The organism is Metabacillus herbersteinensis, from assembly GCF_042433335.1.
GTDB classification, from domain to species: Bacteria; Bacillota; Bacilli; order Bacillales; family Bacillaceae; genus Metabacillus; species Metabacillus herbersteinensis.
On sequence record NZ_JBHLVO010000002.1, the window covers coordinates 1 to 24851 of the forward strand.

The following is a 24851-nucleotide window of genomic DNA, read 5'->3' on the forward strand; positions in this document are numbered from 1 at the left end:
ATACAGATAAGGAGCTGTTATTGGCGGTAAAAGTTGACCAATTTGATCGGTTTCGATTAAAGAAAATCGAAAAGAAAGTGAAATCAGACTTAGAAAAAACCTATCCGGATCATAAAATCGAAGTTTCAACCGATTCGAAAATTTTTTTGGAACTGGAACAATTAGAACAAAAATTACAAAAAGATAAGACAAAGATGAAAACATTAAAAAAAGAATTCGACAAAATCAAAAGCCTTATGAAGGAAAAAGCCTGATGAAAGAGGGGAAGATATGTCAAACGAGCAAAAGAAACAATTAACACCTGTACAACAGGAGTATCAAACCCTTGAAAATCAACTAGAAACAAAAAGACCCGTATTTAAGAATTGTATAAATGCTTTTTTAACGGGTGGAATCATTTGTTTTATCGGACAGGCCATTCAAATGTTTTATATCTATTATTTTGATTTTACAGACCAAACAGCTGGGAATCCAACGGTTGGGACCTTAATTTTTATTTCGATGCTTCTTACAGGTTTTGGAGTCTATGATCGAATCGCCCAATTTGGAGGAGCGGGTTCTGCTGTTCCGGTTACCGGATTCGGAAACGCCGTCATATCAGCGGCCATTGAACATCGAACGGAAGGGTTTGTGTTAGGTGTGGGTGGAAATATGTTTAAATTAGCGGGCTCCGTGATTTTGTTTGGTGTCTTTTCTGCGTTTGTGATTGCAACGATCAAAACGATACTTATACAGTGGGGTGGTTTGTGATGTTAATGGGTCATCGCACATGGGTCTTCGACCAAAAGCCCGTCATTATCTCCACTGGAACGGTCGGCGGACCATTTGAAGCAGAGGGATTACTTGCTGAAGATTTTGATATCCTCCATTCCGACTTATGGCTTGCGCAAGATTCCTACGAGAAAGCCCATAAAGTTCTTATCGAAGAAGCCTGTCAAAGAGCCATTGAAAAAGCAGAGCTTCAAAAGGAACAAATTCAGTTTTTCCTTGGGGGAGACCTTATTAATCAGATTACACCTACAAGTTTTGCTTGCCGAACACTAGGGACACCCTATCTAGGATTGTTTGGTGCCTGTTCGACTTCAATGGAGGGGCTGGCGCTTGGTGCCTATCTTGTCAACACAAAAGGAGCCAAATATTTGTTAACGGGAGCTTCAAGTCATAACACTTCGGTTGAAAAACAGTTCCGCTATCCGACTGAGTACGGAGGTCAGAAACCACCTACAGCACAATGGACGGTGACAGGTGCTGGGGTCGCATTGTTAAGTGATTCTGGAGAAGGACCACGTGTTACGTCTGCTACGATTGGTCGTGTCATTGATATGGGAATGACTGATCCGTTTAATATGGGAGGAGCGATGGCTCCGGCTGCTGTTGATACAATTGAGGCTCATTTAACCGAACGAAATCTTGATCCTTCCTACTATGATTTAATTGTAACGGGAGACCTTGGTCAAATTGGACACGAAGTTTCACTTGAATTATTTAAAAAACACGGAACTCCAATACTTGAAGAAAACTATCAGGACTGTGGGATGATGATATACCGGGAAGGGCAGCCGGTCCTAGCAGGAGGCAGCGGACCAGGTTGTTCAGCAACGGTTGTTTATGGTCATTTGTTAAACCGCATGAAGAAAGGTGAATTCAAACGAATATTAGTTGTAGCGACAGGGGCTTTATTGTCACCGTTAAGCTTTCAGCAAAATGAAACGATTCCTTGTATCGCTCATGCGGTGTCGATTGAATATGGAGGTGAATAATGATGATTTTCTTTTGGGCTTTTGTTGTTGGTGGATTGATTTGCGTCGTCGGGCAAATTATGTTTGATGTGTTTAAACTCACACCAGCCCACACATTAAGTACGTTCGTTGTCATCGGTGCCATTCTTGACGGGTTTGGTTTATATGAACCATTTATCGATTTTGCAGGAGCAGGAGCTACAGTTCCTATTACAAGTTTCGGAAATTCTCTGGTTCACGGTGCAATGGCTGAAGCAGAAAAACATGGCCTAATTGGTGTTATTTCGGGGATGTTTGAAGTGACGAGTGCTGGTATTTCAGCTGCCATTATTTTTGGTATGATTGGGGCTTTGCTTTTTAAACCAAAAGGATAAGGAGGGCACAAGATGACAGTCGCATCACAAGTTAAGCAATCTCTAGCCAGCCTTAAAGGCATTGAAGCTGATTTATCAAGTTTGGCATTACGGACGCAAGACACAGAATCGAAACGAACTTTACACGAGACCATGATGGTCGTCCATGAAGTGGTAACAGATTTAAAAAAACGAGTTGGGGAATTGGAACGAGAAGAGTTTCAATACAAAGGCTTTTGAGATCATTCATTCTTTTACAGGAGGTGTTAAGCAGTGCCTGATTGGTTAGATGTAGTCGTGCGGTCGTTACTATTTGTAGTTGTCCTATTTTTAATCACAAAATGGTTAGGTAAGAAGCAACTTTCCGAACTTTCTTTTTTCGAATATGTCACCGGTATTACCATAGGAAGTATAGGTGCAGAAGTAGTTATGGGACTTGAACGGAACATGTTTCACGGGATAATTGGAATTGTGATCTTTGCGGCAATGCCCTTTTTAACCGGTTTACTTTCCCTAAAAAGCAAAGTATTTCGTGATTTTACAGAAGGAAAAGCAACCGTTTTTATTAAAGATGGGAAAATCATGGAGGACAATTTAAAAAAGGAAAAATACACAACCGATGAGTTGTTGGAATTGCTTCGAAAGAAGGACGTCTTTAAGGTGGCTGATGTAGAATTTGCGGTATTAGAGCCAACCGGCGATTTAAGCGTTATGTTGAAGAAAGAAAACCAACCTTTGACCGCAAAAGATGTAAACTTGACCGTTGCTTCCGTTAAGGAACCTCAGACCGTCATTATGGATGGAGAGATATTGGATGAGCCATTGTCTACGATTGGGCGAAGTAGAAATTGGTTGAAAACCGAACTGGAAAAACAAGGAGTAACCATTGAAAATGTTTTTCTTGGACAGGTAGATTCATACGGGGAATTAACCGTTGACCTTTTTGATGATAAACTTCAAATTCCATCTCCTCAAGAAAAACCTTTAATCCTTTCGACCATGAAAAAATGCCAGGCGGACCTAGAGTTGTTTGCCCTTGGAACAGAAGCAAAGGAAGCTAAGCAAATGTATAGTAAAAATAGTGAAAAATTACAAGAAGCCATTAATAAAGTGACCCCCATTTTAAGAGGGTAATGGTAGTTTCTTTTATACTGTATAACAGAAGAAAAAAGTGGTATTACTTTATCAGTATACCTAAGTCAAATCTACAAAAAATAAAAACATTGGAAGAACAGTTTCTTTCAAATAAATACGAAAGAGGTGCTCAAAAATAAACAACTTACGTTGGTTAACTTTTTTATTCAATGGTCGAAATAATAGACGGATGTTTGGAAATAGGGGTAATAACAGAGGCATGATGATTTCATTATTAACTTTAGGAGTTGGGGCTGCAACGACTTATGGAATGACTAGAGGACGCGCAAATAGAATGACACAAATAACTGAACAACCCATTCTAAATAGGATGAGGTTTAATAATAATAAATGAAATTAACACTTAAGCGACAAAAATAGATCTTAAATCCTTTGATTTATTACCCTGTATTTAATTAGATGGTTCAAAAAGGTATTCTTTTTACAAAATAATTGGGACCCTGAAAGGGTACCAACTTGGTACCGTCAGTGATCTGATAAGTGAAAAACGTATTAAGTAATTAGGTATAGGACGGCAAAGCGCAGAAAACAACAAGGGAAGTAACGTTTGTTTCTAAGAAAGAGACCCACTTTTGGGTCTCTTTCATTTGATTTTTTTAATCATTCTCTACCGATCCACAATTTAATAAAAATATTTTTTATGAGACTGATAGCGGACCTCTTTACCTATTTTTAATTAGTTTTCGTTCAAGAATCTCGACAAGTTGGTACATAAATGTCGCAAGAACTGCAATGATGAGGAGACTGAGCATGACAAGGGTGAAATCAAATACTTGAAAACCGTATATGATCAAGTAGCCGAGGCCTTGTTTGGAAACGAGGAACTCCCCTATGATCACACCAACCCATGCAAGACCAACATTAACTTTTAGGACTGAAATGATCATTGGGAAACAGGCCGGCAAAACGACTTCTTTATAACATTGTAACTTCGAACCGCCAAATGTTTGGATTACTTTTATATAATTGGGCTCAACGGTTATGAAAGCAGAGTATACCACTATTATTGTAATAATAACGGTAATCAATATACCCATAGCAAGAATAGATGTGAAATTCGGTCCAAGTGCAACAATTAATAACGGACCAAGTGCAACTTTTGGTAGAGCATTTAAAATGACAAGATAGGGTTCAAGCACTTTTGAGAGGAACGGTATCCACCACAAAAGGGAGGCAATAAGGGTACCTAATAAGGTTCCGAACAAGAAACCGAAGAATGTTTCGGATAGAGTAACGCCTAAATGAGGAAATAAACTGCCATCGTTAACCTTTTCCAAAAACAGAAACCCTATCCGTTTAGGCGAACTAAATAATAAAGGATCAATCCATCCATTATTTGAGGAAACTTCCCATAATCCCATAAACGCGATAAAAATGAAAATCTGGACAAACAACACATTTCGTTTTTCTTTTTTTAGACGTTGAAGATAACCCGCATGTGCTTTATTCATTGTCGTTTTGTTCAATGTGCTCCAACTCCTCCCAAATTTGCTGGAACATCAACGAGAACTCAGGATGCTGTCGAGCCTCAAATGGGGTAAGGTTCCTTAGCGTTTCCGGAATTTTAAAGGTACGAAAAATACGTCCGGGGTTCTTTGAAAATAAAATAATCCTTTCACTCATAGCAATAGCCTCACCGATGTCATGTGTCACAAGGATTGCGGTTTTTTTATGCTCCATTAACGTAGTTGAAACGAGATCTTCAAGCTTAAGTTTCGTCTGGTAGTCGAGTGCGGAAAAGGGTTCATCAAGCAATAATATCTTAGGGTTAGTAGCAAGTGTCCTTACAAACGCCACCCGTTGCCTCATACCGCCTGAAAGTTGTGATGGATACATATCTAAAGTACCCTCTAAACCGACTTCTTTAAGTAACGAAAAGGTGTTGGATACATGTTGTTCGTTAAGCTGATCTCTTAATTTTAATCCGAGAAGCACGTTTTCTTTGACTGTTTTCCACGGGAAGAGATAGTCTTGTTGAAGCATATATCCGATTTTTGGGTGCGGTTCTTTAATAAGTTGACCGCTTAGAGTAACAGATCCCTCTGTAGGAGGAAACAATCCCGCAATAATCGATAAAACCGTCGTTTTCCCACAACCACTCGGACCAAGAAAGGAGATAAATTCTCCTTCACGAACTGATAGAGATACATCTTCTAAAGCCGTTGTGGCATGTCGTTTTGAAAAATAGGTTTGACTAATGGAATTTAACTGTAAAAAGACCACTTCGATCCCTCCAAATTAGGATAATAATAGAGTGTAAACTTTTTCATATCAAAAAAAGTTATTTTCAGGAAAAAGAATATACTTTATCATATGGTAGTTTGGTAGAAACAGAGTGGACGTTTAAATTAGTAATACGATCAAGATAAGCTTTTGTTTATTGATAGTTAGTTGGGAGACCACTTTCCTGCATCCATTTTTATTTCACCTCTTAAAAATAAAAATCCATCTTGACCTTCCTCAGGTCCCACTAGTAACCCTTTTATCTTGAATCCTTTCGATAAATAAGTAATAAGATGTAGATTTGAAGAGGGAAGAAACTGTCGCTCATAATTGTTCAATCTGTCAAAATTAACATACTCCCCTAAAAGCTTATCAAACCCACGTTACTGGAACTTCCCTTTCACATCAAGGTTATAGCCTTAACGTATATTACCCCCAAATGTTTTCTATTACCCCTTTCAGAGTTCTTTATTCCATATCTTTTGAATAAATAAGAAATGGGAAAACTATTATGGGAGGCTGTTTCATGCAGTATTATTACGGAAATCAGATGCCGTTACGCGTTCTTGACGAGGCTGAATTTTGGAAACACCAGGAAGAGGAACATACTGTTGTCATTAGAGAGTTAGTAAGAGATCTTGAACATGAATATGTGCAAGACTTAAAGGAATGGGAAAAAGAGTTTACTAAAACACATCAGAGTGTGGTAAGGTTTATTGAAACGGTTAACCGTTCAAATGGACAAGTTACTCAGGCACTTTATCAAGATGTTTTACAACTTATTTCCTTTTGTTTGAAGCAGAGTGAGCAGTTTATTAACTTTTGTCGTACTCTTATGGAAAAAAGCAACCCTATAAGTACAAACCCAACAGCAAAAGTTGTTTTGAACCATATTATTGTTGAATCAGAGTACTTTATAGGAGTGGCTCAAACGATTTTATACCAGCGATAGACTCAAAATTTCATGGTTTAGAGATACCTTCTTTATATATTAGGAGGTATCTTTGTTTTTGTTTCTCATTATGAAAAGTATTAAAAAGATTACTAAATTTCACATATGGGGAACGATAAACAAAGACTTAAAGGTCATGTATAAAAATTGAAAGGGGAATTGCCATGAATAAAAAATGGTTTCTCATGTTAACGAGTTTATTTTTATCCGTGATGATGTTAGTGGGATGTAACGTTGATCCGGATCCTGCACCTCCTGAAGAAGAGGTAGATGAAGATTTAAATGATGCAAATGACCTCAATGGTGATACAGATCCTGAAAACGAAATGCCTGGCGATGATGAAAAAGATGCTGAGGATATAGGAGACGCTGATAATAAAGACGAATAATTATCCTTGTTAAGAATCATTGCATCGGTGCTAAAATCAGCTGAAATCATGATTAATTATAAATGCGTAAAAACCTTCTATTCCTAAGGTTTTTTTACGCATTATTTGTTTTTTCGTAAGCAAAATCTAGAAGTCTTTAATGTAATAATATCTAAGTGAGAAATTGTTAATTATAGGAAGATTACATGATGATAAATAATACGAGTTAGGTCAATATATAGAAGTAACTTATTTCAAAGATTAAAAAGGAGATCTACTAATGACCCAAAATAATCAACAAATTAATGTAGACCAATTAAATCAAGCGATTGAAAAGTCTTCATCTGATCCAACTTTAGCTCAAGAAGCAATCAAACAAATCTGCTACTGAGATCGCACAATCTCAAACAGAAGTTAGTCAAGATCAAAGTGCTTTTATGGCCTGAAAATCGGAATAAATAAATTTAATTCCCCCATTGTAACTCATAATGTTGTAGGCATTTATTATTGATAGTTTAGGGATAATAACAGGGTTAATTTTTTTGTTGTTTTTTAAATAAAGTCTTATTAATGAATATCAAGGAACAATTATCCATTTAAATGATTTAAATTTTTACGTTTTAAGCCTTTGGATGCCTTATACTTTCTTTGTAAGTTCTTTCATTTGAAATCCATCGTATCATATCTATAAAAAGTGTATACATTATAATAAAATCCGTTATTTTTAATAAAAGATAAAAGGAGTAAGAACTTATGAAATCTTCTGGAGAAAATTTGTTTGGAGCAAAACAGAGAGCAAGGTTAAAAAAAGAAATAGAAAATTTGGATCAATACTTTGAAACTCCTATTATACATAGGGAAATACATGGGGATAAAATACATGTCCCCTTAAATCTGGATAGGATTTGGAATCAGATAAGTTAGTTGTAAAAATGAAGCCTGTGTTCTAGACACTAAACCCTGTAGTCTTTTCGTGCAAAATACTTAAATATGAAATATCATGTTTTCTTATAAAGGAAAAAGGCAGGAATCATTGAGGGATATATCGAACTTATAGCCATATAATCACTAAAGAAAGATTCTTCTTCTATGTTAAATGAATTTGAAGTTTAGTTTTTTAGTGGGGAACTTTGGTTATTGCTCGAAGAATTAAAAAGGAGTTCTATTTAAACAAACGCTTTAGAATTTAGAAGGATATTATTTTAAGCAGCAATCGATAGTCAATGGGGACTAACAAGAAAGAATGTAAACTGATGAAGAGAAATCCTTGTTAGTTATTTAAATTCTTTTAAGGTTAATTGGAGGTTTTACATGAAAACAAAAGGTAATACTGACCATAATCTTCCGAAAGAATGGGTTGAATTAGTGAAACAGGCAATGAACTCAAATATAACAAAAGAAGATTTTAAAAAGTTTTTACAGCAGGAATTAAGTAAAACGAATAAATAAAGGGTTTAGGTGATCTTGCACCTATTCTTTTTTTTGTGTTCTTTTAGGGTATAACCTGGAAGAATATTTGTAATTAAAGTGAGCTTAAGAACTTAAATGTTTATTTAGAGTTGTTTGAATGAATTTCATAATTGCTTCTTTTAGCCTAGTTCAATTTATCGTATTTTTTAAAATTAAGCAGCTTGTAGTTGCCGTTCCTCTATCTAATGAAATGATTTTATTATAAGACCCTCTAACCTTAAACGACCCCGTTTTTTGCAAATTCTCAAGCTTCAAATACACTTCATTTTTAGCAAGTGTACTGAAGGTTTTTGAATAATTAAGAGGCGTGGTGTAAATGATTCCTCTCATTTTTTACTGTGAAATGATGATGTCATCCAATGAAATCACAGATATTTCCTCCTCTTTGCCTCATTATTAGTAGTTTTTACTATATAAATCCGATTATTCTGACTTGAAAATAAAAGTGTCAAAATACCCCAATCTATAGTCATAATAATAGATTTATCCGTTTCCCTTCATATAAATTTATAGTCTAAATAGGATATGTGTCCTTATTTATTCAAGGGTATGTATATGTACTATATGTAAAAGCCTAAATTCAAAATTCACCTCTGGGATCAATGGTTGAGTTGAGTCAGATGGAAAGGTTTAATTAGAATCTTTATCTGTAGCAAATTTCGAGGATCGTAATATTATAAATTGATTCTCACTTGAACAGTCATTTACAAGAAGGGTATATAACCTACTTTTTTATGAGTTATATGTAGCCTTTAATTCCTGTTTAACTTTATTAAAAAAGGAAAATTCCCCTGTTCAATTTTCAGATTAGATGAAAATTGAACAAAGGAACTTCTTAACTGGACTACTTTCTTATCAAGTTTGTTAAAAACATACTGTAACTGGTCCATAACTACAATTGGGAGGAAGCCCTGTTGGCGGTGGCGTTGTTGGTGTTGTTGGAATAGCTGGGCAATTTACACCTAGATATTGCAATCCTACTATATCCTCATGGAAAACTGCATTAGGCATATTGTTCTCAATAATATCAACCATTCCATCATCTCTAAGGTTTATTAACTGAAAAGTGTGAGTTTGCCCTCCCCAAAACGCTCTATAACAGTGTCCACGGTGCCCTTCATCCAATTCTACTTGTACCGCAGTTGTATGAATATTGTATATCGGTCTAGTAAATAATCGTAATATTGAAAAAGGATCTTCAATTTGAAGATCCTTTTGTACTGCTTATTTAACACCTTATATATTCAATATTTAGAAGTACATTACTCGTCTTTTCTATTTTCATCACCTATATCTTCTGGATCTTCTATTGGATCTTCTGGATCTGCATCTGCATCTTTTTCATCATCTTTTAACATGTTATCATTTTCATCAACACCAGGAATGTTTTCTTCACCTTCGATTATATCATCGGCGTTGTTATCATTATTATTTGCTCCATTGCCATTATTTGCACCATTTTCATCAGCACCATTGTTTGCTCCATTTTCATCAGCACCATTGTTATCATCTGGTGGTGCTGGATCTGGATTTAAATCACATCCTACTGAAACCATTGCAGCTAATAAAATACTTGTGATCATGAGAAACCACTTTTTATTCATGTTATTCCCACTTTCCTAATTTATGTATGACCTTTTAGGTCTTTACTTATCGTCCCCCATATGGATGAAATTATGCGTGATTTTTCCAAAATGAAATAAAATCTAAGAGAAGACTTTTCATAATAACTCACTTAATTAATAAAAATGAAGTTTACATAAAGTAAAAATGAAGATACCTCCTTAATATTAGAAGGTATCTCCGAAAGGTGCATGAATAAAAAATGGTTTCTTTCTGTAATTAGTTTGTTCATTAGTATTGAATGTATTCTCATTTTTTATAATTTAATAGCTGATTCCAAAGTCTGTATACTCTATACAAATCTAGATCACATAACACGTAAGTTAAAGGCACTGAAAAAAAGGATCTTCCAATCGAAGATCCTTTTAGCTGCTTATTGTATTAAAGCACCTGGTACATATGATAAGGGTCTTATTCCGATAAAGAACAACGGTTTAGAAACTATAACACAACGATCATTTAAACAAGCTATGATACCGATCACATTGTCAAAAGACGGTGTATGGGAATTCATTGTATTTATTAACAGCAAAGATTCGCTAAAATTGAAGTATTTGGGATTTAATCGGCTTTATTGTCACTTTACAGTCAGGATTTTCCAGTTAAAAATCTATTGGGAAATTAAGGGTATGGGGTGATTAAAGTGGATAAGGAGATAGAGAAAATAATTGTAAAATCATTTTTCACTAAAAGGCTCCAAGATAGAGTTCTGTTTGAATTGTCTTCATCTAAGAAACGTAAAGATGCATTAAGTCGTCTTTGTCATACTTACAGAACGACTCTCCGTGAAGACTATATGATTGAAATTCCAAAACCTAATTCGAACCCAATAGAAATAGCTAATCTGCTGAAACAGAATGGTGCTGGAGACTCCTGTTATGCAATATCTTGGGATGATGAAATTGATGGTAAGGAACTTCCATTATTAACTGCCTTCGAAAACGCTGTTGGGATGGGGATGCCGTCAATCATATCCTGTATTCCAAATAAACTCGCTTATTTTGAAGCTGAACAAGAAGTCCTTCCATCTCCAAGATTTATACTTAAAAGAAAAGAATAAATGATTGTATACACAATAGGACTCTAATATCGAAAGCCTATTCTTTAGATAAAATATCAACATTAGCCTTTATCAGAGCCTAATTCTATTATAATTGTTACTCCATAAAAGGGCGCATTTCTCTAACAAGGAATGCGTCTAGTTTCATTTAAGGGCCAAATAGTTGAATAAAAGAAGGAATTTAACGGAGCTGGTTAACTAAACAAGAATTAAAAAAGCCAAGGAACATTGTTTTCCTTGGCTTCTGTCATAATATACGGTTATTTGTAAAGAATAAATTTATGACTGGAAATTATTCTTTGGAGGTAACTAATAATGACTGAACATCATACTCAACTAACTTCTGCTGAAATCGGCTGTCTTTGGACTTAGTACATGAATGATAGTATGGCTAAATGTATCTTAGGATTTATGCTAAAACATCTAGAAGACACAGGTATAAAACCTGCTGTTCAATTTGCCTATGAATTATCATCTGGTCATTTGGATCAATTACGCACCATTTTTCAACAAGAACAGTATGCTATCCCCGACGGCTTTACTGAAAATGATGTGAATATATGTGCTGAAAGGCACATGTACGGTTCTAAGCATCACATGTGTTATTTTTTTATATTCCATTAAATATTCTCTAATACATATAGTAGCTTTTGTTAGCCCTTATCTTGATTACTACGGGACCAAACAACAACTGGGATAAGCAGTAGTGATAGGATGCCCCCGGCAAGTGAGAGTGTTGTAAAACTTGAATAAGCTACGACCATGCCAGATAGTGCACCACCCGAGGCCCCTGCCAAAGCGATCAAGACATCAACAGATCCCTGCTTCTTTGCGCGAGTGGACGGATTAGTTGCATCCACGATGAGCGCTGTGCCGCTAATCAAGCCAAAGTTCCAACCAAGCCCAAGCAAAGCGAGAGCAATGATGAGTACTAGCATGGAATCAGCAGGTGCAACAGCAGACAGAACACCAGCAGCAAGTAGAGTGGCACCAGAAGCAATTGCCATTGCAGTACTACCAAACCTATCTACGAGAATACCAGTCACGAGAGATGGTAGGTACATCGCGCCTATATGGAAGCTAATTACCAGTCCCACCTCTTTCAAGCCATGTCCATGATGCCCCATATGGACAGGTGTCATAGTCATAATGGCAACCATGACAATCTGAGTTAAGACCATGATAGCGGCCCCAACAACGATTCCACGTTTTTCTTTTGCTAGTTTGCTAGTTCCCTCATCTGAAAAATTACTCCCATCCGTCCTTGTCCTTTGCATATCTGCAATTGCTTTCGCAACAACGAGAGGGTCTGGGCGAAGTAAAGCCAGAAGTACCAAACCGGCAAGGATGTAGGCCGCAGCTGCTAGAATGAACGGACCAGCTAGAGCAGGAACTCCAATTGCTAGTGCGAATCGACCCATTGCATCAACCAAGTTCGGACCTGCGACAGCGCCTAATGTAGTAGATACCAATGCGATACTGACTGCTGTTGCTCGTTGTGTTGAACTTGCTAGGTCTGTACCTGCATAGCGTGCTTGTAAATTTGTAGCAGTTCCTGCACCATAGATTAGTAGTGAAGCAAAGAGAAGTCCAATATTATTAGTTAATGCTGAAATCACTACTCCGATTGCGCCAACACCGCCAGTCAAGAATCCTGTCGCGAGTCCTGTTCGTCGTCCAAAATGTTGGGAGAGTCTCCCTACAAGTAGCGCTGCCCCAGCAGAACCCAAAGTGAACAACGCAGCCGGAACTCCTGCAAAACTATCTGTACCTAGCATGTCTTGTGCAAGAAGTGCTCCGACGGTTACGCCTGCTGCAAGTCCTGCACCGCCGAAAATTTGTGATATGACAACGATAATCAACGTTCGTCGATATAACTGTCGTTGCTTTTCTGGAGAATCAATGTAACTTTGTAACCAAGCCGGTTGACTTTCTAAAGCTTTTGAATCATCAGCTTTATGTAACATCACTCAGTCCGCCTTTCCTCATCTTAGGTTCCCTTATTTAATTTTCTTGGTTTACAAATTCCTTCCAATCTTGAACACTTTTTTCTAATCGAAATGCATGAATCCCTTTTGTTTTTAATAATTCGACTGCTTCCACAGACATTAAACAGTAAGGACCTCCGCAATAAGCAACAACATCACAATTCGATGGTAAAGAAGCTAATTTTTCTTTTAATTCTTCAATTGGTATAGATACAGCACCTGGAATATGAGCCTCTTCATATTCCTCTTTAGGTCTTACGTCTAAAAGCAGGACTTCTCCATTTTCCATCCGTTTTTTTAGTTCGGGAAGTGACAATCCTTCCATCTCAAAATGATTATTTATAAATTCCTTTTTAATATGTTTTACTTGAACCAATTGTTTCTCTGATAACCTATGCAGGTTGCCCATAAAATCTGAAACAGCAGAATCAGCTAGTTCATAAATAACAAAATTACCTTGTTTCTTGTAATTAACTAATCTTGCATGGTGGAGAGTTTGCAAATGTTGTGACACATTGGCAACAGTCATACCCGTATTCTTAGCTAATCCTTCAACTGATTTTGGACTTTGCGATAAGAGGTCAAGTATTTCTAACCTTTTAGGACTAGAAATGCTTTTACCAATGCGAGCAAATTCTTGATACAGCATATCTTTTAATGTTCTTTCATCAGCCAATTATTTTCACCTCAACTATTCAACTGTTTTATTGAATAGTTGTATCTTAAATGTTTTATATTCTAGAGTCAACGTAATTGTTTTATTATTTTGAGAAGTTTTTGATACATGAGAATAATGGTGCGTAACTGAATAGTTGTATTTCATTTATAAACAACAATTTGAAGAGCTAGATGCAAAGGTGGAGAAGCATGAAACTAAGTAAAAAAGAGATCATTCATAAAAACTGTTTTCTCGGGTTACTTTCATCAATAAAGTTAGAGATTCCTTGTCTCCACCAGCCGCAAGTCTTCGTACATCTTCGAATTTGTTCCCCACGAATGGAAAACAAGTAAAGCGCATGTCTTCTTCTGATAGTTCGTTTATCAAGTTAATCAATTCAATTAAATTAGAAGAAAAAACTTTTATTACTATGTAAAAGTTGAAGTAGACACTTCCATGTATTGTTTTTCTCAACATAGTCAAGTTCTATTTTTAAGTTGTGTACGGTTTTTGACTGTTTCGGCGCAGGGCAGAAGGTTTCCCAAGTTACTTTCGGTGAAGTCAACTGGCGTGAAGGCCCAAAAACGACGAAGAAAATGTTCGATGTGTTTCCAATTATGCAACAACTTCATGAGATGCTATGGTATCTGACAGAAGCTCTGAATTTGAAAGCGGCACGTTCGATTCACAGAGAGCTTAGCATCGTGCTCGATGAGACGGAACGACCTTACCCAACTTAATCCCGATTCTCTCGCGGAACTAGACGTTCCATCATACCGGTCAAAAGTAAACGCTCTGCTTTTAAGGACAAGCGAATTTGTGCGGACCGAGTCAAGTCGGCAGTTTAAGAATTCCAAAAAAAGTAAGGGGATTGACCGTCGAGGAGCTGATCTTACAGGTGCAAATCTTAGAGGAGCAGATTTCAGAGGAACCAACTTAAGAGGAGCATACCTTATTGCTGCTGACCTCAGAGACGCCGACTTGAGAGAGGCTGACCTTATCGGGGCAGATTTCCGAGACGCCGACCTTATAGGAGCAGATCTCACCGGGAGTATTTTTCTCACTCAAGTTCAGATTAACTCGGCGAAGGGCGATGCATACACAAAATTACCGCACTTGCTTTCTCGCCCAACACGCTGGTCTGATTCTGTAACATAAAAAAATAAAGTAACCCCAAAAAATCCCAATCTCTCTTTGTTATAAATGAGAGATTGGGATTTTTATTCTATAATAACCTTAGTATTGTTTTTTGAAAAATTTAGGTCTTGAAAACATACGTTATCCGCGTTTTGCTATCGGGACCTTGTTTGAGACAAAAAAAAGTCTTCCTAGTAATAAGAAGAATTTCTTTACGAGCCTTTTAATTCAGTGTAAACAACTAATCGTTCTTCATGTGTACGAGCTTCTCGGTTGAAATCGCCTGTACAGGTAATCAGGTTGAGCTTACTGCCATAGGAGAAGTCGAAAATTTTCTCAACAGGGGCATCGGTTCTAGGATAGGATTCTGATCCTACAACAACAAACGTCTTTTTTTCACCATCTTTTCCTGAAATGATGACTTCGTCGCCTTCTTTTAACGTATCAAGCTTATAAAATACGGCAGGACCTGTTTTTGAATCAACATGGCCAGCCATTACAGAATTTCCTGGTGCACCGGGTTTTGCTCCTGGCTCAAACCAGCCAACATTGTTAAAATCTTCAGGAACACCCATTTGTCCGTTATCTATTCGGCCAACATCTTCTATTGGAGCGTTAACGTTAATTGAAGGAATTTCAATCGTAGTTGGGGTAATCCCGACACGATCATCTTTTAATTTAAGACCTTCCGGTGGTGTGAGAGCTGTTGTTGACGCAGATATTTGTTCTTCCGTGTTATCTTGCTCTTCGTTTTTCTGTTTTTCTACAGTCGGTTTCTGTTCATCCATCTGGTCCTGCGGTGATTCTTCCTTCTCAGCTGTATTTTCAGTTGAGGAGGAGCAACCGGTAATTAGTAAAAGAGTGAGTATGAAGAATATGTTCAATAAGAAACGCATTTTTGTAAACCTCCATATTTTTTAGGGTAAAGAAAGGAGGAGGGAGGGCGTCGATCTCTTAGCCATTCCTCCTCTAATTCCCCACAATTCTTTTTTAGTTATTTGAAGCTTTTCTACGGATGAATAATGCACCAGCCGCACTCACTAAGATAAATCCAAACACGCTCCATAGGATTGTGTAGTCAGTGCTGTTACTCATTCCACCCATACCTGTTTTTGGCATATCAGATGGTTTTTCACCAGCAAAGTTTTCTGGGAACTGATCTACTACTGCACCAGCCATCATTTGTCCGAAGCCAAACATATGGTTATATGCTTCATGAATGCTGTTATACGCTGTTTCATAGTCGCCTTCTGCATAGCTATCAAATGCCATTAGTAGTTGATCAATATGAACTTTAAGACCTTCTTCTAAATCAGCTGCTTTTAAACGGCCTTCTGTGGCTGTTTCTAGGAACGCCGCCTGTTCTACACGATACTCATCAAGTTCAGCGAGTGCTTGTTTCTTTCCTTCTTCGTCTTCTTCAGCCGTTGCTGTTACATAATCAACGAAGTAACCGATGTGGCTGCTCCAAATCTCATTAAACTGTTTCGCACCTTCCGCCCCGTATACTGATTCAATTGTAGCTGTAAGATCTTCTGTATTACCACCTAATGCAGCGGCAGAAGCTTCAAAGTCATCCGTACCGTCAATCCCTTTTTGCATCGCAAGTGCTGCAAGCGCTGCATGCTCAGAGAATACGCTGTTTAAGTCAGCTCTTAGGTCAGCTGCAGGTGTATCAACAGATTTACTGTCAAATTTCTCAGGGAATTGATCCGTGATTGCCCATGATAGTCCTTTTCCTGTTCCAAACATATGGTGCATTGATTCTCTGACGCTTTCGTAGGCCTTGTCATAGTCACCTGCTACATAATTATCGAATGCCCAGATCAATTGGTCAACATGGACTTTTAATCCATCTTCAAGATCTTTTGCTTTTAAACGACCATCAGTTGCAGTGTCAAGGAATGCTGCTTGCTCAACACGGTATTTATCAAGCTCAGCTAGTGCACTTTTTCTTCCTTCTTCATCTTTTTCAGCCGTTGCTGTTACGTAGTCAACGAAGTAACCGATATGGCTGCTCCAGATGTCTTTAAATTGTGCGCCTGCTTCTTCACCGTATACGGAAGCAACAGCAGCAGATAAATCATCTGTGTTTTCGCCTAATTGTGCAGCAGCTGCTTCAAAGTCTTCCTTGCCGTCAATGCCTTTTTGCATGGCAACAACCGCTAAGTATGCATGCTCAGATAAAATCGCATCAAGTGTCGCTCTTAAATCAACTGCTGGATTTGAAACCTCCATCGAAACCTCACCCATGCTGTGAGAACCGCCACCTTCATGTCCGTGGGCGTTTACAACACCCGCTGCTGGAATTAATAGTGAAAAACTAAGTGGAATTGCGACTAACGATTTTTTGATATTCATTGTTTAACTCTCCTTTTTGTTTGTTTCTAATAAGCTAACGGAGAGAAATAATAAATGGATCACAAAAAAATATTTTTTTTAATAAAAGTCTAAATTTGAAATGAGTGCACTGAATACAAGGAGGATTTGATGAGCCAAGAAAAATGACATATATAATGAAAGAATGCGGTGGTGTTTAGTTAAATTGTTTATCACATGGACGAATCTAGACTTCGCAAGAGATAATGTAGCGATAGATATGGAATAGACTTAGATCATGGCAGTGTTGCTTTTTAGTGACATTGCTTTTTAAATGCTAAAAATTTGTGGTTAGTTGCTGTAAACACATTAAGAAATGGGAACGATAATGAAAGATATTTTGAATTAGACGATTTTCACTTTACATCAATTTAGATGCGTTTTATTTTAAAACTAGTATAATCAAATACAAGCTAATAATAACAGGATAAGTTCAGTTAAGGGGAAATGATGATGTTCGGAGAGGATCATGTTCTAGAAACACTTACATTTTCAAAGGTAGTTCAAGATATTTTGGACATGGCCAATGACTTAATTGGTAAACATACTTTGTTTATAAGTTATATGAATCATAAAAACTTTCAAGTGTTAAAAATTCTAAATCGTCCGGATGAGCAGTTTAAGGAGGGCTTGTTTCTTCCTATTGAAGAATCATATTGTCATATTCTATATAAGAATAAGCAGCATCTTCTTTTATCAGACAGCATGTTAGATGAAAGAACCAAAAATTTAACGATCACAGAGGCGGCGAATATTCGTTCATATGCCGGAGTTCCGATTGTCTTGAAAAATGGGGTTGTGTTTGGTTCTCTTTGTTCTACAAATGAGCAGGTAGCACAATTTAATGGTCATACCATTTCGGTATTAGAGAAGCTAGCTTCGTTTTTATCTTATTGTATTGACTTAGAACTTTCATCTGTAAAGGATGCATTGACAGGACTCTACAACCGCGTTTTTTGGAAACATTTATTAACCAGACTTAGTGGTGAAAAAATGATCCAAACGTTTTTAATGCTAGATGTTGATTCATTTAAAGCGATTAATGATCAGTTCGGGCATGAACAGGGAGATGCAGTCATTGTAGAAATAGGAAAGGTGATCAAAGAATCCATTCCTGAATACGCCTATGGTTTCCGATTTGGTGGCGATGAATTTGGTGTATTATTTTACGGGAAATCAGTTGATGAAAGCATGATCTTCGCTGAAAAAATTAGATTAAAAAGCAAGCAAATCACAAACATGAATAAAGTGGATAGCAGTGTTTCGATCGGGATGGTTGACACGACGATCACTACCATAAAAGAATTAATGAAGCATGCAGATCGCCTAATGTATGAATCGAAAAAGAAGGGTGGAAATTGTATTTCGTTATAGGAGTGGTGCCACTTTATTTGTGAAGTGGGCCACTTTTTATTTTTTCTCTGTTTTCAAGATTATTCGAAATTAAACATCTACCAACTAGTGCCGATATAATAGGTAAAAGATCATAGGGACATAGGGGATGGTATCGTGAAATCTAGTAAGAAAAAATCGTTAAAAGGTTCATTGACGTTATTGTTATTTATTCTGATTACAAGCTTTTTTATGTTATCTAGCATGTTTATGTTTTTCAATTCAAAGCTGTCAATTAATGAAACGTTCGCACAAACTAGCGTCCACCATGCTGAAAGAATCGGAAACAGTGTTGATGCAGATTTGTATGCTGAATTCTTGAAAAATCCAGCAAAAGACGATACATATGAGAAGTTAAGAACAGAATTAAATGAGTATAGAGAAAAAATTGGTGCGATGTATGTTTATACCCTGCAGGTGACTGATGATCAAAAACTAGGGATCATGGTTGATGGGATGGCATCACTTGAAGATACGGTGGACATTGGCGAACCTACGACTGCAACAACATATAAAGATATCACACCCGTTCTAAATGGGAACACTGCAAGCACAGAAATTGTTCGTGATCCTGAATATGGGGATTATATGTCAGCTTTTGCTCCAATAAACGATTCTAACGAGAACTTAGTGGGCATTTTGGGAGTGGATATGGAAGCAGAAGTCGTCAATACGATTTCAAATGACGTCCTAACAAGCTCTATGCCGATTTTTCTTGTTGGATCATTAGTCGTTCTGGTTTTGATTTTACTCAGCGTCTATTTCTATTTAAGTAAAAAATTAAACCCATTAGCTGCCCTTACTGAGGTAACAAAATTAATAGCGAGTGGCGATATTGAAAAGGCAAAGCAACAAATGTCGAAGATTGATCGTTATTCAAAAAATGAGATAGGAATACTGGGTGCCTCTATTTTAAGTATGACTACTACACTTGAAAGCATCATAAAAAATATTCAAACGCATTCCTTGAGTGTCAATACTCAAAGTAGTAGATTAAATCAAACGTCAAACGAAGTAAATGAAGCGTCAAATCAGATTGCAACGACAATGGAAGAAATGGCAAATGCAATTGAATTACAAGCAAATTCAACAACGGATATTTCTGAGGAAATGAATGAGTTTTCTCAAAGCATCTCACTTACAGCGAATCAAGGTCAAGAAGTGCTAAACTCTTCTACAACAATTTTAACTAGAACGGAAACAGGTACTAAACTGATGAATTCCTCTATAGATAAGATGGAAGACATATATCAGATGGTCGAAAAGTCCGTCACAAAAGTTCGTGATTTGGAATCCCAAACAAATGAAGTAACAACACTCGTCTCATTCATTAGCAGTATAGCAGACCAAACGAATTTACTTGCACTCAACGCAGCAATTGAAGCAGCACGAGCTGGAGAAGCTGGTAAGGGATTTGCAGTTGTAGCAGATGAAGTGCGTAAGTTAGCCGAAGAAGTATCCAAATCTGTGAAAAATATCAACACGATTGTTAGCAATGTGAAAAACAATTCAAGCGAAATGGCTGATTTTCTTCAAAAAGGGTTAACCAACGTTGTAGAAGGCAAAGAAAATTTAAACAAAACGGGAGATTCCTTTAAAGATATTTCATTTGAAATCTCTTCTATGAATGGTCTCGTTACATCTATGCATAAACAATTGCAAACCGTGTTAACGAAACAAGAACAGATGAAGAGTGCGTTAACGGACATTGCTGCTGTTTCAGAAGAAAACGCAGCAGCAATTGAACAAGTTACAGCATCTTCTCAACAAATGAATGCATCATCCCATCTCATTCAAAATCAAGTAGAAGAACTGCATGAGATGTCAAAAGAATTGAATGAAATGAATGGGAATTTTAGAGTTTGAGCTGAAACGGTAAAGAAGGTAAGTTTTAAATTTTAAAAATATGTAAATTCAAAAATCCTGTCTTAAATGGCAGGATTTTTGAGTTCATATAACTTAAAGAATAGTTGCAAGCCTAGATAAATTCTAATATTACCAGAGTTCTCATACCCTTACTCTAGATACAACTACTCAAACGATGAGAATAAATGTTGGGAGGAAACGTCTATGGGGTTCTACATTCGAGTCGAACAAACAGTAAATCTTTATGTGGAAGATTTAGGTCCTAAGGATGGTCAGCCAATTTTATTTATTCATGGTTGGCCTGTAAATCATAAGATGTTTGAATATCAGTACAATCAGCTTCCCAAAAAGGGATACCGGTGCATTGGAGTTGATTTACGAGGCTTTGGGAAATCAGATCAACCTTGGGAAGGGTATACGTATAATCGATTTGCTGATGATATCCGGGCTGTCGTTGATGCTCTTCAACTAAAGAATTTTATCCTTGTTGGCTTTTCGATGGGTGGGGCAATTGCAATCCGCTACATGGCAAGACACTTAGGACATCAAGTATCAAAATTAGCACTATTTGGAGCTGCTGCACCTGTGTTTACAAAACGTCCTGATTTTCCATACGGAATGGCGAAAGAAGATGTGAATAAGCTAATAAAAGAAACCTATCGTGATCGTCCAAAAATGTTATCGGATTTTGGAGATATCTTTTTCGCCAGGTGTGTTACAGAGAGTTTTAAGAATTGGTTCCATGGATTGGGCTTAGAGGCATCTGGACATGGAACAGCAATGAGTGCAATAGCCCTTCGAGACGAAGACTTAAGAGGAGATCTATCAAAAATAAACGTACCAACAGCGATCTTCCATGGCGTTCAAGATAAAGTATGTCCTTTTGAATTAGCGGAAGCGATGCATGCAGGAATAAAAGGATCAGAGCTAATCCCGTTTCATTATAGTGGGCATGGCTTGTTTTATTGTGAGCTAGAAAAGTTTAATTCTGAGTTGGTTCAGTTTATAACTTGAGGCTTTGTTTTAAAGGATGAATTACTTCATATAGCAGTAATTCATCCTTTTGCTGTTCTTTAAGAAGGAAATTCAAAGGCTTAACAGAAGTAAGTAGTGTCAAGCTGCTTAATTTGAATTGTTGAAGGAGGATTACATCGAATATTAAATACAAGGAAAATCCACTTTATATGATTTCAATATCAACAAACTCTCCTTTGTAGTAATCAAAGATTTCATTAATCCTTCGTCTTAAATTGTGAATCTTCTTTGATGTGATTATTTTTTTAGATTGTAATAAAGGGTAGACCGGCTAATGCCCAGTTTTTCAGCTGCTTTTGTTCTGTTGCCGTCTGCCTCTGTAAGTGCTTGAATCAATATAGATTTTTCAGTCATTTAATAATTCTTCCCGGTTTTAAATTTTTGATTGCTAAGGAGTCCATAAATTTTCTTGCTGAATTTCCATGCCCGATTGTAATAATCGAAACTTGTTTTCTACTAATCTTCAGTAATAAAAGCGCTTTCTGTCATAGGATAATCGGCTGGATGGCATGGTGCCGTCATAGTATCTGGCATAGGTGTGGCCGATATCAGGAACAGGGCATAGAGGAAATTGCCTTTTTTATTTGTATAAAACAGCTTTTTTTATGCAGGTGAGAGGATTCTTAAGAAGCCGAAAACATTGATTTATTTGATATATTAAATCGTGCATAAACGATAAAAAACACAAAAAACGAATTCCTTGAAGGATTTTTGTTTTACCTATTAAAAGGGTTAATAAATGTATTTTGAAAAATCAGAAAAATAATTGTAATCATGATTATTTAATGATAATATTGGTATAAATAATTATTATAAGAAGAATTACTTTTTTTAATACAAAGGGGTGTTTACATAATGAGAAAGTGTTTACTGGTAATTATCGTATTCTGTATTCTAATAGTCGGATGCAGTAAAGTTGCAGAGACAGAGAAAATAGAAGAAAGGGATGTCTTTACTATAGGATTAATTCCATCACAATCAGAAGGGGAGATGCAAACAGCCATAAATAAATTAACTGAAGATCTAAGGGAGAAATTAAATAGAAAAGTAGAGATCGAACATTTTCCATCCTATAACGGCGTTGTTGAAGCATTAAATTATAACCATATAGATATGGCATACTTTGGTCCTTTAACCTATGTCATTGCACACGAACGAAGCAGTGCAAAAGCAATTGTTACACAATTAGTTGATAATGAACCTTACTACTATTCTTATATTATTGTCCATGCTGATTCAAAATGGAATACTTTGGATGAATTATTAGACGCTAAGCAAGATTTAAACTTTGCTTTTGGTAGCTTGTCTTCAACTTCTGGATCCTTAATTCCAGGTATCGAATTGAAAAAACGAGGTGTATTTGTAACAGAAGATGATCATGAATTTAAGTCTGTCAGGTATACAGGATCGCATGATATAACCGCACAATCGGTTCTAAATAAAACTGTCGATGCCGGTGCTATTGATAGCGCTATTTTCAATTCATTAGTAAAGTCAGGAAAAATTGCTAAAGAGCAATTTAAAATTATTTGGAAATCTGATAAATTGTTTCAATACCCTTGGGCAGTAAACGCTGAAACTGATGAAGAAACAATTAAAGAGTTACAAAAAGCGTTTTTAAGTATTACTGATAAAGATATTTTAAATGCTTTCGGAGCAAGTGGATTTACTAAAACTAGTAATAAAGATTACGAGTCAATACGTAAAGCCGCAATTAGTGACGGACGAATGGATGATGATTTGGACGAATAGGAGCGTTAGCTATGGTATGGTTTAAGCGGTATCATCTATTACTAGGAATTCTACTAGCAATCCTTGTCATGACTAGCATGGTCATTACTGAGTTTCAAGTTGAAAAATTTAAAGCGTTTACAAATATTATTGACTTTCTTAATGAACAGTTTTTCCCTATAAACTGGGTTATATTTCCTCAGCTTTTAAAAGAGAGTATCGTAACATTAGGAATGGCGTTTATAGGTACATTTTTCGCACTGGTAATTGCGTTGCCTGCTAGTTTTCTGTCTGCCCGAAATACTAGTCGTTCTCGATTGTTTTTCGGGATAAATAGGTCCTTATTAAGTGGATTAAGATCCATACCGGAGATTGTATTTGGCTTAATTTTCGTGGTTGCCATTGGCCTAGGCCCCTTCCCAGCCGTTTTGTCAATTATTTTGCACAATATTGGCGTTCTTGGAAAATTAATCTCAGAGTTAATCGAGTCGGCTGATCAAGGTCCGCAAGATGCAATGAAAGCAGTGGGAGCAACAAGATGGGTAGCATCACAATTTGCGATTTTACCCCAAATTTGGCCGAATATTCTATCTCATTACTTTTACCGTTTTGAAGTCGCCATCCGTACATCATTAATATTAGGTTTTATTGGAGCTGGTGGTATAGGTCAGCAGCTATTTAATCACTTTCAAACGTTTCAATACCAGTCTGTTTCATTGGATATCGTAATAATTATGCTTTTAGTAATACTAGTTGATTTTTTTGGTGGACTTATTCGTAAAAGAGTTATTTAAGGGGGAGATGTTATGTTAGTAATCAAAGATTTGAACGTCCGGTACCCACAAGCAAAGGAAAAAGCGCTTTCAAATGTTAACTTGACATTTGAAAATGAAGAATTTGTTTGTGTTCTAGGTAAAAGTGGTGCCGGAAAATCAACACTTATTAGATGTATTAATGGATTACAGACTTCTACTTCAGGCTCAATTAATTGGCAAGGATTAAGGATTAACGACCTCAAAGAAAATGAGCTACGTAAGGTTAGGTGTGAAATGGGGATGATTTTCCAACATTTCAACTTAATCCCACGCATGAATATCTTGCAAAATGTATTAACAGGGATGTTTGGTAAACGTAAACCAATTAAAAACTTATTAGGGATTTTTTCTCAAGAAGAAAGAGAGAGAGCACATAAAGTGATTGAAGAAGTTGAACTTTCTGAGCACATGTTTCGCCGTGTTGAAGAGTTAAGCGGCGGACAAAAACAACGAGTAGGAATTGCGAGGGCGTTATTACAGCAGCCAAAAGTATTTTTAGGTGATGAACCAGTAGCTAGTCTTGACCCCGGGACAGCTCACAAAATTATGCAATTAATTAAAACCATTCATAATAAACATAAATTATTAACAATAATCAATGTTCATGACGTTACTTTGGCAAAAAAATATGCCACAAGAATTATTGCTTTAAAAGAAGGAAAAGTCATTTTTAACGGTTATCCTGAGACATTTAATGAGGAGATGTATCATCTTGTTTATGAAACAAATGAACCTGCGTTTTTTGAACAACATCCTCTAGTGATGTCGATGTAACTAAGACTTGTATACTGATTATCAAAAACTTTTAAGTAAGAAATGTGCAAAATAAAGAAGGAAAACTAAGTGTTCGGAGGATAAGAATACTATATATGGTAATATAAAAAATTTTACGGAATTTTTTATAAAA

Annotated in this window: 26 protein-coding genes and 3 pseudogenes; 19 read left to right on the top strand and 10 right to left on the bottom strand. The window is 36.6% G+C overall.

Annotated elements, in window-relative coordinates:
• The 6 genes and pseudogenes from ACFFIX_RS02980 to ACFFIX_RS03005 all read left to right on the top strand — a co-directional run.
• Positions 1 to 254, top strand: a pseudogene (locus ACFFIX_RS02980) (YhcN/YlaJ family sporulation lipoprotein); the annotation flags it as partial.
• Positions 255 to 270: 16 nt separating this feature from the next.
• Positions 271 to 750, top strand: a complete 480-nt coding sequence (gene spoVAC / locus ACFFIX_RS02985) for a stage V sporulation protein AC (RefSeq protein ID WP_378930391.1) — start codon at positions 271 to 273, stop codon at positions 748 to 750.
• Positions 750 to 1760 carry a stage V sporulation protein AD gene (gene spoVAD, locus ACFFIX_RS02990; protein ID WP_378930393.1) on the top strand — a complete coding sequence of 337 codons (1011 nt, stop codon included), beginning with the start codon at positions 750 to 752 and terminating at the stop codon, positions 1758 to 1760. Before spoVAC ends, spoVAD begins: the two co-directional genes overlap by 1 nt.
• Before the next feature lie 2 nt (positions 1761 to 1762).
• Positions 1763 to 2113, top strand: a complete 351-nt coding sequence (spoVAE, locus tag ACFFIX_RS02995; RefSeq protein WP_378931137.1) for a stage V sporulation protein AE — start codon at positions 1763 to 1765, stop codon at positions 2111 to 2113.
• A gap of 12 nt (positions 2114 to 2125) precedes the next feature.
• Positions 2126 to 2332 (top strand): DUF1657 domain-containing protein, encoded by a 207-nt coding sequence (locus tag ACFFIX_RS03000; protein WP_378930395.1) that lies wholly within the window; start codon positions 2126 to 2128, stop codon positions 2330 to 2332.
• Between the two features lie 33 nt (positions 2333 to 2365).
• Positions 2366 to 3226: a DUF421 domain-containing protein gene (locus ACFFIX_RS03005; RefSeq protein WP_378930397.1), complete on the top strand. Its 861-nt coding sequence runs from the start codon at positions 2366 to 2368 to the stop codon at positions 3224 to 3226.
• 683 nt (positions 3227 to 3909) lie between these two features.
• Here ACFFIX_RS03005 and ACFFIX_RS03010 read toward each other — a convergent pair.
• Positions 3910 to 4698: an ABC transporter permease gene (locus ACFFIX_RS03010; protein WP_378931139.1), complete on the bottom strand. Its 789-nt coding sequence runs from the start codon at positions 4696 to 4698 to the stop codon at positions 3910 to 3912.
• On the bottom strand, positions 4691 to 5470 hold the full coding sequence (locus tag ACFFIX_RS03015; RefSeq protein WP_378930399.1) for an ABC transporter ATP-binding protein: 780 nt from the start codon (positions 5468 to 5470) through the stop codon (positions 4691 to 4693). The genes ACFFIX_RS03010 and ACFFIX_RS03015 overlap by 8 nt, the downstream gene beginning before the upstream one ends.
• Before the next feature lie 526 nt (positions 5471 to 5996).
• Between ACFFIX_RS03015 and ACFFIX_RS03020 the strand changes: the two genes are divergently transcribed.
• The 4 genes from ACFFIX_RS03020 (at position 5997) to ACFFIX_RS03035 (ending at position 8239) form a co-directional block, all read left to right on the top strand.
• Positions 5997 to 6422: a DUF2935 domain-containing protein gene (locus ACFFIX_RS03020; RefSeq protein ID WP_378930401.1), complete on the top strand. Its 426-nt coding sequence runs from the start codon at positions 5997 to 5999 to the stop codon at positions 6420 to 6422.
• 185 nt (positions 6423 to 6607) lie between these two features.
• On the top strand, positions 6608 to 6811 hold the full coding sequence (locus tag ACFFIX_RS03025) for a hypothetical protein (protein ID WP_378930403.1): 204 nt from the start codon (positions 6608 to 6610) through the stop codon (positions 6809 to 6811).
• 732 nt (positions 6812 to 7543) lie between these two features.
• Positions 7544 to 7714 (top strand): hypothetical protein, encoded by a 171-nt coding sequence (locus ACFFIX_RS03030; RefSeq protein ID WP_378930405.1) that lies wholly within the window; start codon positions 7544 to 7546, stop codon positions 7712 to 7714.
• 387 nt (positions 7715 to 8101) lie between these two features.
• Positions 8102 to 8239 carry an anti-repressor SinI family protein gene (locus ACFFIX_RS03035; protein WP_378930407.1) on the top strand — a complete coding sequence of 46 codons (138 nt, stop codon included), beginning with the start codon at positions 8102 to 8104 and terminating at the stop codon, positions 8237 to 8239.
• A 195-nt stretch (positions 8240 to 8434) separates the two neighbouring features.
• Here the strand turns inward: ACFFIX_RS03035 and ACFFIX_RS03040 are convergent.
• From ACFFIX_RS03040 to ACFFIX_RS03050, 3 genes and pseudogenes are all read right to left on the bottom strand, one after another.
• A pseudogene (locus ACFFIX_RS03040) lies at positions 8435 to 8590 on the bottom strand (pyridoxal-phosphate dependent enzyme); the annotation flags it as partial.
• A gap of 534 nt (positions 8591 to 9124) precedes the next feature.
• Positions 9125 to 9385 carry a hypothetical protein gene (locus tag ACFFIX_RS03045; protein WP_378930409.1) on the bottom strand — a complete coding sequence of 87 codons (261 nt, stop codon included), beginning with the start codon at positions 9383 to 9385 and terminating at the stop codon, positions 9125 to 9127.
• Between the two features lie 137 nt (positions 9386 to 9522).
• Positions 9523 to 9864 carry a hypothetical protein gene (locus ACFFIX_RS03050; RefSeq protein WP_378930411.1) on the bottom strand — a complete coding sequence of 114 codons (342 nt, stop codon included), beginning with the start codon at positions 9862 to 9864 and terminating at the stop codon, positions 9523 to 9525.
• Positions 9865 to 10526: 662 nt separating this feature from the next.
• On the opposite strand from ACFFIX_RS03050, the gene ACFFIX_RS03055 reads away from it, so the two are divergent.
• Together ACFFIX_RS03055 and ACFFIX_RS03060 are read left to right on the top strand one after the other, a co-directional pair.
• A complete protein-coding gene (locus tag ACFFIX_RS03055; protein ID WP_378930414.1) occupies positions 10527 to 10943 on the top strand; it encodes a hypothetical protein in 417 nt (138 codons plus the stop codon).
• Between the two features lie 375 nt (positions 10944 to 11318).
• Positions 11319 to 11567 carry a DUF3231 family protein gene (locus ACFFIX_RS03060; protein WP_378930417.1) on the top strand — a complete coding sequence of 83 codons (249 nt, stop codon included), beginning with the start codon at positions 11319 to 11321 and terminating at the stop codon, positions 11565 to 11567.
• Between the two features lie 29 nt (positions 11568 to 11596).
• Here ACFFIX_RS03060 and ACFFIX_RS03065 read toward each other — a convergent pair whose 3' ends face one another.
• Both ACFFIX_RS03065 and ACFFIX_RS03070 read right to left on the bottom strand, forming a co-directional pair.
• Entirely contained in the window at positions 11597 to 12910 is a 1314-nt protein-coding gene (locus tag ACFFIX_RS03065; protein ID WP_378930419.1) for an MFS transporter, read from the bottom strand.
• A 37-nt stretch (positions 12911 to 12947) separates the two neighbouring features.
• Positions 12948 to 13580, bottom strand: a complete 633-nt coding sequence (locus tag ACFFIX_RS03070) for an ArsR/SmtB family transcription factor (protein WP_378931142.1) — start codon at positions 13578 to 13580, stop codon at positions 12948 to 12950.
• A gap of 500 nt (positions 13581 to 14080) precedes the next feature.
• Here ACFFIX_RS03070 and ACFFIX_RS03075 point away from each other — a divergent pair.
• Positions 14081 to 14747 (top strand): annotated as a pseudogene (locus tag ACFFIX_RS03075) (pentapeptide repeat-containing protein); the annotation flags it as partial.
• Positions 14748 to 14938: 191 nt separating this feature from the next.
• Here ACFFIX_RS03075 and ACFFIX_RS03080 read toward each other — a convergent pair.
• Complete coding sequence (locus ACFFIX_RS03080) at positions 14939 to 15622, bottom strand: class F sortase (RefSeq protein ID WP_378930421.1); 684 nt, start codon at positions 15620 to 15622, stop codon at positions 14939 to 14941.
• A 94-nt stretch (positions 15623 to 15716) separates the two neighbouring features.
• Positions 15717 to 17087, bottom strand: a complete 1371-nt coding sequence (locus tag ACFFIX_RS03085) for a copper amine oxidase (RefSeq protein WP_378930423.1) — start codon at positions 17085 to 17087, stop codon at positions 15717 to 15719.
• A gap of 471 nt (positions 17088 to 17558) precedes the next feature.
• Between ACFFIX_RS03085 and ACFFIX_RS03090 the strand changes: the two genes are divergently transcribed.
• The 3 genes from ACFFIX_RS03090 to ACFFIX_RS03100 all read left to right on the top strand — a co-directional run bounded on the left by ACFFIX_RS03090 (position 17559) and on the right by ACFFIX_RS03100 (position 21377).
• A complete protein-coding gene (locus ACFFIX_RS03090) occupies positions 17559 to 18479 on the top strand; it encodes a sensor domain-containing diguanylate cyclase (RefSeq protein ID WP_378930425.1) in 921 nt (306 codons plus the stop codon).
• 135 nt (positions 18480 to 18614) lie between these two features.
• Complete coding sequence (locus ACFFIX_RS03095; RefSeq protein ID WP_378930427.1) at positions 18615 to 20363, top strand: methyl-accepting chemotaxis protein; 1749 nt, start codon at positions 18615 to 18617, stop codon at positions 20361 to 20363.
• A 204-nt stretch (positions 20364 to 20567) separates the two neighbouring features.
• Positions 20568 to 21377, top strand: a complete 810-nt coding sequence (locus tag ACFFIX_RS03100) for an alpha/beta fold hydrolase (RefSeq protein WP_378930429.1) — start codon at positions 20568 to 20570, stop codon at positions 21375 to 21377.
• 258 nt (positions 21378 to 21635) lie between these two features.
• On the opposite strand, the gene ACFFIX_RS03105 is transcribed toward ACFFIX_RS03100, so the two are convergent.
• Complete coding sequence (locus tag ACFFIX_RS03105; protein ID WP_378930431.1) at positions 21636 to 21752, bottom strand: helix-turn-helix domain-containing protein; 117 nt, start codon at positions 21750 to 21752, stop codon at positions 21636 to 21638.
• 501 nt (positions 21753 to 22253) lie between these two features.
• On the opposite strand from ACFFIX_RS03105, the gene phnD reads away from it, so the two are divergent.
• The 3 genes from phnD to phnC are packed head-to-tail and all read left to right on the top strand — an operon-like array spanning position 22254 to position 24718.
• The gene (gene phnD / locus ACFFIX_RS03110) at positions 22254 to 23150 is read left to right on the top strand and encodes a phosphate/phosphite/phosphonate ABC transporter substrate-binding protein (protein ID WP_378930433.1); all 897 of its coding nucleotides are present in this window, start codon (positions 22254 to 22256) and stop codon (positions 23148 to 23150) included.
• Between the two features lie 11 nt (positions 23151 to 23161).
• Complete coding sequence (gene phnE / locus ACFFIX_RS03115) at positions 23162 to 23923, top strand: phosphonate ABC transporter, permease protein PhnE (RefSeq protein ID WP_378930435.1); 762 nt, start codon at positions 23162 to 23164, stop codon at positions 23921 to 23923.
• 12 nt (positions 23924 to 23935) lie between these two features.
• Positions 23936 to 24718 carry a phosphonate ABC transporter ATP-binding protein gene (phnC, locus tag ACFFIX_RS03120; RefSeq protein ID WP_378930437.1) on the top strand — a complete coding sequence of 261 codons (783 nt, stop codon included), beginning with the start codon at positions 23936 to 23938 and terminating at the stop codon, positions 24716 to 24718.
• Positions 24719 to 24851 lie beyond the last annotated feature (133 nt).

Coding starts and splice junctions, on each gene's coding strand:
- spoVAC (WP_378930391.1), top strand. CDS start 271: ATGTCAAACGAGCAAAAGAAACAATTAACACCTGTACAACAGGAGTAT.
- spoVAD (WP_378930393.1), top strand. CDS start 750: ATGTTAATGGGTCATCGCACATGGGTCTTCGACCAAAAGCCCGTCATT.
- spoVAE (WP_378931137.1), top strand. CDS start 1,763: ATGATTTTCTTTTGGGCTTTTGTTGTTGGTGGATTGATTTGCGTCGTC.
- ACFFIX_RS03000 (WP_378930395.1), top strand. CDS start 2,126: ATGACAGTCGCATCACAAGTTAAGCAATCTCTAGCCAGCCTTAAAGGC.
- ACFFIX_RS03010 (WP_378931139.1), bottom strand. CDS start 4,698: ATGAATAAAGCACATGCGGGTTATCTTCAACGTCTAAAAAAAGAAAAA.
- ACFFIX_RS03020 (WP_378930401.1), top strand. CDS start 5,997: ATGCAGTATTATTACGGAAATCAGATGCCGTTACGCGTTCTTGACGAG.
- ACFFIX_RS03025 (WP_378930403.1), top strand. CDS start 6,608: ATGTTAACGAGTTTATTTTTATCCGTGATGATGTTAGTGGGATGTAAC.
- ACFFIX_RS03030 (WP_378930405.1), top strand. CDS start 7,544: ATGAAATCTTCTGGAGAAAATTTGTTTGGAGCAAAACAGAGAGCAAGG.
- ACFFIX_RS03035 (WP_378930407.1), top strand. CDS start 8,102: ATGAAAACAAAAGGTAATACTGACCATAATCTTCCGAAAGAATGGGTT.
- ACFFIX_RS03050 (WP_378930411.1), bottom strand. CDS start 9,864: ATGAATAAAAAGTGGTTTCTCATGATCACAAGTATTTTATTAGCTGCA.
- ACFFIX_RS03060 (WP_378930417.1), top strand. CDS start 11,319: ATGAATGATAGTATGGCTAAATGTATCTTAGGATTTATGCTAAAACAT.
- ACFFIX_RS03065 (WP_378930419.1), bottom strand. CDS start 12,910: ATGTTACATAAAGCTGATGATTCAAAAGCTTTAGAAAGTCAACCGGCT.
- ACFFIX_RS03070 (WP_378931142.1), bottom strand. CDS start 13,580: ATGCTGTATCAAGAATTTGCTCGCATTGGTAAAAGCATTTCTAGTCCT.
- ACFFIX_RS03080 (WP_378930421.1), bottom strand. CDS start 15,622: ATGCGTTTCTTATTGAACATATTCTTCATACTCACTCTTTTACTAATT.
- ACFFIX_RS03085 (WP_378930423.1), bottom strand. CDS start 17,087: ATGAATATCAAAAAATCGTTAGTCGCAATTCCACTTAGTTTTTCACTA.
- ACFFIX_RS03090 (WP_378930425.1), top strand. CDS start 17,559: ATGTTCGGAGAGGATCATGTTCTAGAAACACTTACATTTTCAAAGGTA.
- ACFFIX_RS03100 (WP_378930429.1), top strand. CDS start 20,568: ATGGGGTTCTACATTCGAGTCGAACAAACAGTAAATCTTTATGTGGAA.
- ACFFIX_RS03105 (WP_378930431.1), bottom strand. CDS start 21,752: ATGACTGAAAAATCTATATTGATTCAAGCACTTACAGAGGCAGACGGC.
- phnD (WP_378930433.1), top strand. CDS start 22,254: ATGAGAAAGTGTTTACTGGTAATTATCGTATTCTGTATTCTAATAGTC.
- phnE (WP_378930435.1), top strand. CDS start 23,162: ATGGTATGGTTTAAGCGGTATCATCTATTACTAGGAATTCTACTAGCA.
- phnC (WP_378930437.1), top strand. CDS start 23,936: ATGTTAGTAATCAAAGATTTGAACGTCCGGTACCCACAAGCAAAGGAA.